Origin of the sequence: Klebsiella sp. KE9456, from assembly GCF_043832615.1 — a bacterium.
GTDB lineage: Bacteria > Pseudomonadota > Gammaproteobacteria > Enterobacterales > Enterobacteriaceae > Klebsiella > Klebsiella indica.
Window position 1 is genome coordinate 59,700 of record NZ_JBDYQK010000024.1, and the last position, 9,335, is coordinate 69,034.

Here is a 9,335-nt window from a genome sequence, read left to right on the forward strand (position 1 = left end):
CAGCACTTATAAATGGGTTTTGTAGAAAGGGATGAGTTTATCGAGCGCCTGTTTGACAGGTTCTGGTTTGTCGTAGAGGTCATAATGAGACCAGCCTTCAACGACGACAAGTTCTTTATCTTTGGAAGCTGCCCGACCAATAATTTCACAGCCATCACGATACGCTCCAAATGCACCAACTTTGTCTCCTACTACAACCATCAGCGGCTGGGTTAAGAGAACTTCTGACAGATGAAATGCATCCCACCCCACGGCGACAGTTTGATGAGAAAATAGCGCCCGGTTAACCCCATTTGGCGCATAGCCTCTCGGAGAACGGTAATATTCAGTTGCACCAAACAAGTCTGTTTCTGTCAATCCTGCTGCAACAGCAGCCTCCGGTGATGGTGGCAACAAATCATCCACACGAAGCTCAGTTCCATGAGCCTCTGCGGTTCTTTGCTGTGCCATTGCTTCGAGCGCACCAATCGGGTCGAAGGCTGTAAATCCTTCACGCATAAGACGACCATAATTTGCGCCAGTGACGGTACCAATGGCCTTAATTCGACGCTCAGTCATTGCTGCATTAATGGCGTAACCACCTCCGCCACAAATACCCAGCACACCGATACGATCTTCATCGACGTAAGGCAGCGTCACCAGATAATCAACCACAATACTGAAATCTTTAACCCGCATAGAAGGATCTTCCAGATAACGTGGTTCTCCACCGCTACTTCCCTGGAAACTGGCATCAAACGCAATCACTACAAACCCAGCTTTTGCCAACGCTTCGCCATATACGCTACCTGACGTTTGTTCTTTACAACTTCCAATCGGATGAGCACTGATGATTGCTGGATATTTTTTTGTCTCATTGAAATCAGCAGGGAAATAGATGTCAGCAGCTATATCCCAGTATGTGTGTTTAATCGAAACAGTCTTCATTGCAAGCTCCAGGGATTTAACCCAACAGGTTTAACGGGTAATGCTGTTTACACCGAGTGGCACTCATGGCTACGCTGCGGAGTGAGTAAATAGTAGAACTTGTATTGGTTATCATCAATAACCTAATATCTGCCACAGTGTTAAGCCAAGGTTTACAAAAAATGAAAATAGAGCCTTCCATTCTGCCTTCTCTTGCATGGTTTGCGTTGATTGCGCGCTCAGGCAGTTTCTCGAAAGCGGCCTCGGAGATGGGCATCACACGGGCAGCATTATCCCAGAACTTAAAAGCGCTTGAGGAACGACTCAATACCAAGCTTGTTTATCGAACCACTCGTAATATGTCGTTAACAGAAGAAGGGCAGCGTCTTTACGATGTGTTGATATCCGCATTTGGGCAGATTGATGATGCTCTGAGAGATGTCGGTGATACCCAGCTGGAACCTACGGGTTTACTAAAAATTAACTCCTCTCGTGTTGCGGCAAGGATGCTTGTTGAGCCACATATCAGTGAATTCCTGCACCGTTATCCGAAAACACAGATAGAACTGATCATGGATGATGGATTGTCTAACATTATTGCTGAAGGATGTGATATCGGCATCCGCCTGGGGCAGAGTCTGGCAGAACATATGACGGCAGTACCTGTCTCTCCACGGATAAAACTGGTTACAGTGGCATCACCAGACTATTTACAAAAGAACGGTATTCCACAAACGCCTCAAGAGCTTTGCTATTACAATTGTCTGCGATTACGACATAAAAGTAGTGGGGCGCTTCCATCATGGGAGTTCTCACAAAAAGAAAATAATGAAGAGTTCGAAATTGAAGTTTCAGGTGGATACGTTACCAACGACGATGAAAGCATGATTCGTATGGCCGTCAATGGGACTGGCATCATTCAACATTTGGATTTTGCGATAACAGAGCAAATTAACAAAGGTCAGTTACAACAAATACTTGAGGACTGGTCTATATCATTCCCCGGATTCTATCTCTATGTATCATCACGAGTAAGAATGCCTTCTAAAGTTCGTGCATTCATAGATTTCATGGTCGAGAAGCGTTTGAGAGATTGATTAAACACTCTGGCATATATCCTTGTGCTACGTTTAGCGCCAAGGTCCGCTTTTGGCACGGAGCAGACAGGCTTGCAGGCCTAAAGGTCCGCTGTGAGCGAAAAGCGGACGCCCGCATAGCGTAAACAGGCGTCCGATATTTTGAAGTGGGCAGATTACTTAACCCGCTTCCCCGTTTCGTCAATGACCTTCTCGCCATCCTCTTTGGTAAACACTCCTTTCTGGCCTTCCGGTAGAATATCCAGCACTATTTCTGAAGGACGGCAAAGACGAGTGCCAAGCGGCGTAACGACAATCGGCCGATTAATCAGGATCGGATGTTGAAGCATGAAATCAATCAACTGCTCATCACTAAATTTCTCTTCATCAAGTCCCAGTTGTTCATAAGGCTCAACATTCTTACGCAGCAATGCACGTACCGTAATTCCCATATCTGAAATAAGTTTAATCAACTCAACGTGGGTCGGGGGCGTATCGAGATAATAAATTATCGTCGGTTCGTTGCCGCTGTTACGGATCATCTCCAGCGTGTTGCGTGAGGTGCCACAGGCCGGGTTGTGATAGATGGTAATGTTGCTCATATCAGTATCTCATTACAAAGTGACAGAGAGCCGCCACGCCAGCGCGGCCAAGGTGACAAACAGCACCGGCACAGTCATGACAATGCCGGTACGGAAGTAATATCCCCAGGTAATCTTTATATTTTTCCGGGCAAGCACATGCAGCCACAGCAGTGTTGCCAGACTGCCAATCGGGGTGATTTTCGGGCCTAAATCGCAGCCAATCACATTGGCATAAACCATTGCCTCTTTGACGACGCCGGTCGCCGTACTCCCGTCAATCGAGAGCGCGCCAATCAGTACCGTCGGCATATTGTTCATCACCGATGAGAGAAATGCCGTCAGGAAGCCGGTGCCGAACGTCGCTGCCCATAACCCTTTGTCTGCCAGAAGATTCAACACGCCAGACAGGTACTCCGTGAGCCCTGCATTGCGCAGGCCATAGACCACGAGATACATGCCCAGCGAGAAAATAACGATCTGCCATGGCGCACCACGCAGGACTTTCCCGGTGTTGATGGCATGGCCTCTTTTCGCCACCACAAACAGCACTGCTGCGCCAGCCGCCGCTATCGCACTGACCGGGATCCCCAGCGGCTCCAGAACAAAGAAACCGACAAGCAGCAATAACAGGACAATCCAGCCCGCCCTGAAGGTTGCCGGATCCTTGATCGCACTGGCAGGCGTCTTCAGCAGCGAAACGTCATACGTGGCCGGAATATCCCTGCGGAAGAAGAGATGCAACATGACCAAGGTGGCCGCAATCGCTGCCACATCCACAGGGATCATGACGGAGGCGTACTGCGTAAAGCCCAGACCGAAAAAGTCCGCCGAGACGATATTCACCAGATTAGAAACAATGAGCGGCAGGCTGGCCGTATCTGCGATAAATCCTGCGGCCATGACAAAGGCCAGAGTCGTGCCCTGGCTGAACCCCAGTGCAAGCAGCATCGCAATCACAATCGGCGTCAGGATCAGCGCGGCGCCGTCATTGGCAAACAACGCAGCAACAGCGGCACCGAGCAACACTATCCAGGTAAACAGCAGGCGGCCACGTCCGTTACCCCAGCGGGAGACGTGTAGTGCAGCCCATTCAAAGAAGCCGGACTCATCGAGCAGCAGGCTGATAATGATGACTGCAATAAATGCTGCTGTCGCGTTCCAGACGATATTCCAGACAACGGGAATATCAGCGATATGGATGACACCGGTTCCCAGCGCCAGCACAGCCCCGATACTCGCGCTCCAGCCAATACTCAGCCCTCTGGGTTGCCAGATCACCAGTACCAGCGTCAGTAAAAATATACTCCCTGCCAAAAACATCTCAGACTCCATTATATATGGTTATGTATATGTATTTTCCTGCCTCAGCAGTAGGTGCAGGCTGATTTATCCAGCCATTCGCGCACATCCTCCCGCATACACTGCCAGGACGTAGTGATTGTCTCAGCTGCCCATGCCGGTATGTGGGGTGACAGACGATAGTGGATCCATTTGCCTTCACGACGGTCAAGTACCAGCCCGGCCTCGCGCAGGATAGCCATATGTCGCGAGATTTTGGGCTGCGATTCGGAGGTGGCCGCGCAGATATCGCAGACGCACAGTTCACCGGACTCCCGGAGAAGCATGACGATGGTGAGCCGTGTTTCATCCGACAGGATTTTGAAAAGCTGAACAGGTTGTAGCATTTATCACTCCATTCCCTTTAGAATATACATATGGTAAATCATATGTATTAACTTTGAAATCATCTGTTCTCTCCGGAGGAGAAAAATGGAACAATTTCCTGCCCTGAACACCGAATGCTTTGATCAACACATCGCTGAACGCCTGCACCTGCAGGAGCCGCCACGGATTCTGATCCTGTATGGCTCAGTAAGAGAGCGCTCCTACAGCCGCTTTGCCGCGGAAGAAGCCGGTCGCCTGCTGACGGCAATGGGTGCGGAGGTAAAACTCTTTAACCCCTCCGGTTTACCCCTGCCGGATGATGCTCCGGACACGCATCCTAAAGTCACCGAGCTACGCGGTCTGGTCAGATGGTGTGATGGGATGGTATGGAGTTCTCCGGAACGGCACGGGGCTATGAGCGCAGTTATGAAGGCGCAGATCGACTGGATACCATTAAATGAAGGCGCGGTTCGTCCTTCTCAGGGCAAAACACTTGCGATAATGCAGGTCTGCGGCGGTTCCCAGTCTTTCAATGCAGTGAACCAGATGCGTATTCTGGGCCGCTGGATGCGGATGTTTACGATCCCCAATCAGTCCTCCGTAGCCAAGGCATGGCAAGAGTTCGACGAAAACGGCCGAATGAAACCTTCGTCATGGTATGACCGCATCGTCGATGTAGCCGAGGAGCTGTTTAAAATCACACTGCTGCTTAAGGGACAAACTGGTTATCTTGCTGATCGTTACAGCGAGAGAAAAGAGAGCCATCAGGAACTTTCATCCCGTGTCAATCAGGACAAAATATAACGTCTATTCTTCGTGAATCCATACTGCATGAGCTTAACAACGTCCGCTATTGGCACAAAACGGCCTATCAGCATTATAAAAATATTCAGATATATATCATTCCTCTGAACATACATAACTAACGGCAGAATCTCACGATTCTGCCGCTTTTTTATTATTTTTCAGGGGGGTAGTAATGAATAATTCTGAAGGTTTGAAGTCGTTTCACTAATCGCTTTATGACCTACCGTAGTGGGTATCGGCTGATTGCGCAGCAGGGCCATTGGTTCCTGCCAGTATCACCGGCGTTAACATTGAAGACGACTAGGGCAGGCATGGAACTTTGAACCGGATGCCGGTGAAGGTCTTAACCGCTATACCCGCAAGCCAGGCATCTGTACGGACGTATCCATCTGCTGGCTCAGCATGATTTACCAGCAACATTTAATCTTCCCGAACACTCATTATTACCGCATACGCCAGCCATCGCCGCTGGCGTTTTTTTATTGACGGATACATACCCATGACAACAGCGACAAAAAACAACCTCGCATCTGCTGCTAACGAATCCGAATTTGAACTGACCGTAACGCAGATACCCGACGAACAGAGTATCTGCTTCTGGCCGCAGTACTTTGGCTCTATCCCACAATGGATAACGCTGGAACCCCGCATTTTCGCCTGGATGGACCGCTTCTGTGACGAGTACAACAGTGGTATCTGGTCCTTTTACACGCTCAGCAATGGCGGCGCGTTTATGGCCCCTGATGCTGACGTTGACGATAAAAGGCATCTGTTCAACGGCATGAACGGCAATGGTGCGCAAATGAGCGCGGAAGCCGCAGGTATCGCTGTCTGTCTGATTGAATACAGCCATCACGCCTGTCGCACCGAATGTGATGCCATGACTGAGCACTATTACCGCCTGCGGGATTACGCCCTGCAGCACCCTGAATCCAGCGCCATTTTGCGCATTATTGATTAAGGATACCCATGATGGAACAGTCACTTAGCCCACTAAGTCCGATACTTCCACTAACCGCACAACGCACGATAAAACGCGCCTTAACACTGCTTGATCGACACCTGCGCGAAACAGGCGTGGCATTCACCTCTACTCAGGCTGCCCGTGACTGGCTGAAACTGAAAATGGCGGGACTGGAGCGCGAAGAGTTTATGGTGCTGTATCTGAACCAGCAGAACCAGTTGATTTCCCACGAAACCCTGTTTGCCGGTTCTATTAGCAGTACCGAGGTACATCCCCGCGAGGTGGTCAAACGCGCCCTGTACTTCAATGCGGCAGCAGTGTTATTTGCGCACAACCATCCCTCCGGTGACATCACACCCAGCCAGGCAGATAAGACCATCACGCAGCGTTTGGTGCAGGCACTTCAGCTCGTTGATATCCGCGTCCCTGACCATCTGATTGTCGGTGGCAGGCAAATCTATTCGTTCGCAGAACACGGTCTGCTGTGAGGTATTACATGAAAATTATAAGTAAACGCCGGGAAATGACGATATATCGCCAGCATCCCGAGTCCCGAATATTTCGCTACTGCACTGGAAAATACCAGTGGCACGGTAGTGTCTTTCATTACACCGGTCTGGCCGTTCCTGACATTCCCGGCGTGCTGGCGATATACGCCGAACGCCGCCAGGACCGCAACGGACCTTATACCTGTCTGATGAGTATCACCCTGAACTGACAATAAAGAGGTTATAAATGAGCAACACTAGATGGGGCCTGCAGCGGGATTTCACGCCGCGCCTGGGAGCACGTCTGGTGCAGGAGGGCAACCGGCTGCACTATCTGGATGACCGGGCCAGTATCACCGGTAAGTTTAGTAACGCCGAATGTCTTAAGCTGGATGCGGCATTTCCGCATTTTATCAGTCAGATGGAATCGATGCTGACCACTGGTGAAATGAATCCTCGCCATGCCCACTGCGTCACCCTTTACCACAACGGTTTTATCTGCGAAGCCGACACCCTTGGCAGTTGCGGCTACGTATACATCGCAGTTTATCCCACTCAAAGCTAACTAATTTCACGAGAGCAAGCATGAAAACTCTATCTGCTAAAATTTCGCAGGCATCGAAGCCCTGTCTGTCGCCCGTGGCTGTCTGGCAAATGTTACTGACACGTCTGCTGGAACAGCACTATGGCCTGACACTGAGCGACACGCCGTTCAGTGATGAAACTGTTATTAAGGAACATATTGATGCAAGGATCACCCTGGCCGATGCAGTCAACTTTCTGGTGGATAAGTACGAACTAGTTCGTATCGACCGAAAGGGATTTTCATGGCAAGAGCAGACCCCGTATATTTCCGTAGTAGATATTCTGCGAGCAAGGCGCTCTACCGGCTTGCTAAAAACTAACGTGAAATAAACGCTTAAATTTAGAGCAAACTAAGGGAAATTAAAATGCTAATCACACAGACGAAGAGACTTCTACTCTGCCCTCCCCTCCCCTGCAAAAAACCTGATATTTTCTTTTAGGACCAACAATGGGACCAAAATGAAAATTGAACTGAAGATTATAATCTATTTAACAACAAGTTACATAACAAATTCAGACTCCGCCAGCGCTGGACGCGTTCGCGAGTGAGTGGGACAATAAGTATCCTCAAATCAGCAAAAGCTGGCGTGCGCACTGGGAAAAGCTGAATACGTTCTTCGGCTACCCGCCGGATATCCGCAAGGCTATCTACACCACTAATGCTATAGAATCGCTGAACAGCGTGATCCGTGCAGCCATAAAGAAACGCAAAGCGTTCCCGACGGACGACTCGGTACGGAAAGTTGTCTATCTGGCGATCAAAGATGCGTCAAAAAAATGGAGTATGCCGATCCAGAACTGGCGGCTGGCAATGAGTCGTTTTATTATCGAGTTCGGTGACCGCCTGAGCGATCACCTTTAATACGGTGGCAGTTACACAGAATTACGGACAGGCTCCTTGCCAATGGCATCTCTTTATCTATCTGTCGCTGAATGTTCATTCCTGACTGCCGCTCCTGCAGTAGTCGTTATCCAGTCACGAAAACGACGATTTATCTTCCGCAATATAGCTGACTCCTCATACACGAGGTAGTAAGCAGTCGGGGAATCAATCAGCATTTCCAACGGGTTAATCAGCAATCCACTTTCTAGTTCTTCACTCACAAGAGAACTACGAACAAGCGCGATGCCTTTACCGGCAATCGCAGCCTCAATAACACCGTTGGAATCAACAAAAACAGGACCGGAGTCAGTATTCGCCTCAGCAATACCCAACGCATGAAACCAGATGGCCCAGTCCAGTCTGTGCTCGTCATGCAGCAGCGTGTACCCAGCCATATCGATAGGTGACGGGAGTCTGTGCTCCGGTGCTATTAACCGGGGACTACAGATCGGAAGAAGGCCATCATTCACCAGACACTCGGACGCCATTCCCGGGTAGCGACCAGCGCCATGCCGAATAGCAAAATCGATCCCTTCAGACAGTAAATCAACACGTCTGTTGGTCGTACTAATTTGCACTTCCACTCCCAGGTTATTTTTTTCAAATACAGGTAACTGCGGCAGCAACCACTGAATGGCAAACCCGCTTGTGCAACTGACAGTTATTTTGTTTCCTTTTCCCTCATTCATTAAGCGTTGTGTTGCTTCTGCTATCTGGCGGAAAGCAGGAGTTATCGCTCGCTGATAGATGCGTCCCTCATATGTCAGTTCGAGGCGGCGTGGGCTGCGAATGAACAAACGGATGTTAGTCATGCTTTCCAATTTTGCTATCTGCTGACTAACAGCGCTGGACGTTACGCACAACTCTTCAGCCGCAGCCTTTATACTCATGAGCCTTGCAGCAGATTCAAAGCACATAAGTGCATGTAAAGGTGGAAGTTTCATTATCATCCATATCTCATGAGTTAGAAATTCTTAAGTATAAAAGAAAAGCTTGCTTGTCGGTACTTCAGGCGTAGTTCACTGTTTCTCTGTTACTTACCCATCAAATAAAAAGGAGCTGTTATGCGTGTTGCTGATTATCTTCGATTACTCTTACTTGCCGCTATCTGGGGAGCGAGTTTTCTTTTTATGCGCATTGCTGTATCGCAATTCGGTGCTATTAACACCGCTTTTTTGCGTGTCTTTTTTGGCTTTACAGGCCTGGCAGTCATTCTGTTTTTATTTAAATCTTCTTTTGATTTTAACAAAAAACTAAATAACTGCTCGGAATAGTAGATCACTCAGGGGGAACTCAGTCCGGTTTATGCGATCTGATCAATCGCTGAATATCCCAAATCACCAACCGGACTGAGCGATGCCGATCATAGCACCAATA

At 49.1% G+C, this 9,335-nt stretch carries 12 protein-coding genes and 3 pseudogenes; 10 read left to right on the forward strand and 5 right to left on the reverse strand.

The genetic code is table 11. From position 1 onward, the window contains the following. Nucleotides 1-6 precede the first annotated feature (6 nt). Nucleotides 7-927 carry an alpha/beta hydrolase gene (locus ABK821_RS21025; protein WP_343178696.1) on the reverse strand — a complete coding sequence of 307 codons (921 nt, stop codon included), beginning with the start codon at nt 925-927 and terminating at the stop codon, nt 7-9. 161 nt (nt 928-1,088) lie between these two features. On the opposite strand from ABK821_RS21025, the gene ABK821_RS21030 reads away from it, so the two are divergent. Continuing rightward, the gene (locus tag ABK821_RS21030) at nt 1,089-2,003 is read left to right on the forward strand and encodes a LysR family transcriptional regulator (RefSeq protein ID WP_049157789.1); all 915 of its coding nucleotides are present in this window, start codon (nt 1,089-1,091) and stop codon (nt 2,001-2,003) included. Nucleotides 2,004-2,158: 155 nt separating this feature from the next. On the opposite strand, the gene arsC is transcribed toward ABK821_RS21030, so the two are convergent. From arsC to ABK821_RS21045, 3 genes are read right to left on the reverse strand one after another with little or no spacing between them, the layout of a single operon-like run. Then, on the reverse strand, nt 2,159-2,584 hold the full coding sequence (gene arsC, locus ABK821_RS21035; protein ID WP_343178697.1) for a glutaredoxin-dependent arsenate reductase: 426 nt from the start codon (nt 2,582-2,584) through the stop codon (nt 2,159-2,161). A gap of 12 nt (nt 2,585-2,596) precedes the next feature. Then, nucleotides 2,597-3,886 (reverse strand): arsenic transporter, encoded by a 1,290-nt coding sequence (locus ABK821_RS21040; protein ID WP_343178698.1) that lies wholly within the window; start codon nt 3,884-3,886, stop codon nt 2,597-2,599. A gap of 44 nt (nt 3,887-3,930) precedes the next feature. Next, a complete protein-coding gene (locus tag ABK821_RS21045; RefSeq protein ID WP_343178699.1) occupies nt 3,931-4,251 on the reverse strand; it encodes a transcriptional regulator in 321 nt (106 codons plus the stop codon). Nucleotides 4,252-4,336: 85 nt separating this feature from the next. Here ABK821_RS21045 and arsH point away from each other — a divergent pair, with 85 nt between their 5' ends. From arsH to ABK821_RS21085, 8 genes and pseudogenes are all read left to right on the forward strand, one after another. Continuing rightward, nucleotides 4,337-5,035, forward strand: coding sequence for an arsenical resistance protein ArsH (gene arsH, locus ABK821_RS21050; RefSeq protein ID WP_343178700.1), 699 nt, complete (start codon nt 4,337-4,339; stop codon nt 5,033-5,035). A gap of 297 nt (nt 5,036-5,332) precedes the next feature. Continuing rightward, nucleotides 5,333-5,425 (forward strand): annotated as a pseudogene (locus tag ABK821_RS21055) (DUF905 family protein); the annotation flags it as partial. A 112-nt stretch (nt 5,426-5,537) separates the two neighbouring features. Then, the gene (locus tag ABK821_RS21060; protein WP_200922885.1) at nt 5,538-5,999 is read left to right on the forward strand and encodes an antirestriction protein; all 462 of its coding nucleotides are present in this window, start codon (nt 5,538-5,540) and stop codon (nt 5,997-5,999) included. A gap of 8 nt (nt 6,000-6,007) precedes the next feature. Beyond that, the gene (locus tag ABK821_RS21065) at nt 6,008-6,490 is read left to right on the forward strand and encodes a RadC family protein (RefSeq protein ID WP_097762715.1); all 483 of its coding nucleotides are present in this window, start codon (nt 6,008-6,010) and stop codon (nt 6,488-6,490) included. Nucleotides 6,491-6,498: 8 nt separating this feature from the next. Continuing rightward, on the forward strand, nt 6,499-6,720 hold the full coding sequence (locus ABK821_RS21070) for a DUF987 domain-containing protein (RefSeq protein ID WP_343178701.1): 222 nt from the start codon (nt 6,499-6,501) through the stop codon (nt 6,718-6,720). A gap of 17 nt (nt 6,721-6,737) precedes the next feature. After that, nucleotides 6,738-7,055: a type IV toxin-antitoxin system YeeU family antitoxin gene (locus ABK821_RS21075; RefSeq protein ID WP_343178702.1), complete on the forward strand. Its 318-nt coding sequence runs from the start codon at nt 6,738-6,740 to the stop codon at nt 7,053-7,055. A gap of 20 nt (nt 7,056-7,075) precedes the next feature. After that, nucleotides 7,076-7,405 (forward strand): TA system toxin CbtA family protein, encoded by a 330-nt coding sequence (locus ABK821_RS21080; protein WP_343178703.1) that lies wholly within the window; start codon nt 7,076-7,078, stop codon nt 7,403-7,405. A gap of 196 nt (nt 7,406-7,601) precedes the next feature. Further along, nucleotides 7,602-7,937, forward strand: a pseudogene (locus ABK821_RS21085) (transposase); the annotation flags it as partial. 53 nt (nt 7,938-7,990) lie between these two features. Here ABK821_RS21085 and gcvA read toward each other — a convergent pair. Further along, the gene (gene gcvA / locus ABK821_RS21090) at nt 7,991-8,902 is read right to left on the reverse strand and encodes a transcriptional regulator GcvA (protein ID WP_343178704.1); all 912 of its coding nucleotides are present in this window, start codon (nt 8,900-8,902) and stop codon (nt 7,991-7,993) included. A 120-nt stretch (nt 8,903-9,022) separates the two neighbouring features. Here gcvA and ABK821_RS21095 point away from each other — a divergent pair. Beyond that, nucleotides 9,023-9,220: pseudogene (locus ABK821_RS21095) on the forward strand (EamA family transporter); the annotation flags it as partial. Between the last annotated feature and the right edge of the window lie 115 nt (nt 9,221-9,335).

Coding starts and splice junctions, on each gene's coding strand:
- ABK821_RS21025 (WP_343178696.1), bottom strand. CDS start 927: ATGAAGACTGTTTCGATTAAACACACATACTGGGATATAGCTGCTGAC.
- ABK821_RS21030 (WP_049157789.1), top strand. CDS start 1,089: ATGAAAATAGAGCCTTCCATTCTGCCTTCTCTTGCATGGTTTGCGTTG.
- arsC (WP_343178697.1), bottom strand. CDS start 2,584: ATGAGCAACATTACCATCTATCACAACCCGGCCTGTGGCACCTCACGC.
- ABK821_RS21040 (WP_343178698.1), bottom strand. CDS start 3,886: ATGTTTTTGGCAGGGAGTATATTTTTACTGACGCTGGTACTGGTGATC.
- ABK821_RS21045 (WP_343178699.1), bottom strand. CDS start 4,251: ATGCTACAACCTGTTCAGCTTTTCAAAATCCTGTCGGATGAAACACGG.
- arsH (WP_343178700.1), top strand. CDS start 4,337: ATGGAACAATTTCCTGCCCTGAACACCGAATGCTTTGATCAACACATC.
- ABK821_RS21060 (WP_200922885.1), top strand. CDS start 5,538: ATGACAACAGCGACAAAAAACAACCTCGCATCTGCTGCTAACGAATCC.
- ABK821_RS21065 (WP_097762715.1), top strand. CDS start 6,008: ATGATGGAACAGTCACTTAGCCCACTAAGTCCGATACTTCCACTAACC.
- ABK821_RS21070 (WP_343178701.1), top strand. CDS start 6,499: ATGAAAATTATAAGTAAACGCCGGGAAATGACGATATATCGCCAGCAT.
- ABK821_RS21075 (WP_343178702.1), top strand. CDS start 6,738: ATGAGCAACACTAGATGGGGCCTGCAGCGGGATTTCACGCCGCGCCTG.
- ABK821_RS21080 (WP_343178703.1), top strand. CDS start 7,076: ATGAAAACTCTATCTGCTAAAATTTCGCAGGCATCGAAGCCCTGTCTG.
- gcvA (WP_343178704.1), bottom strand. CDS start 8,902: ATGAAACTTCCACCTTTACATGCACTTATGTGCTTTGAATCTGCTGCA.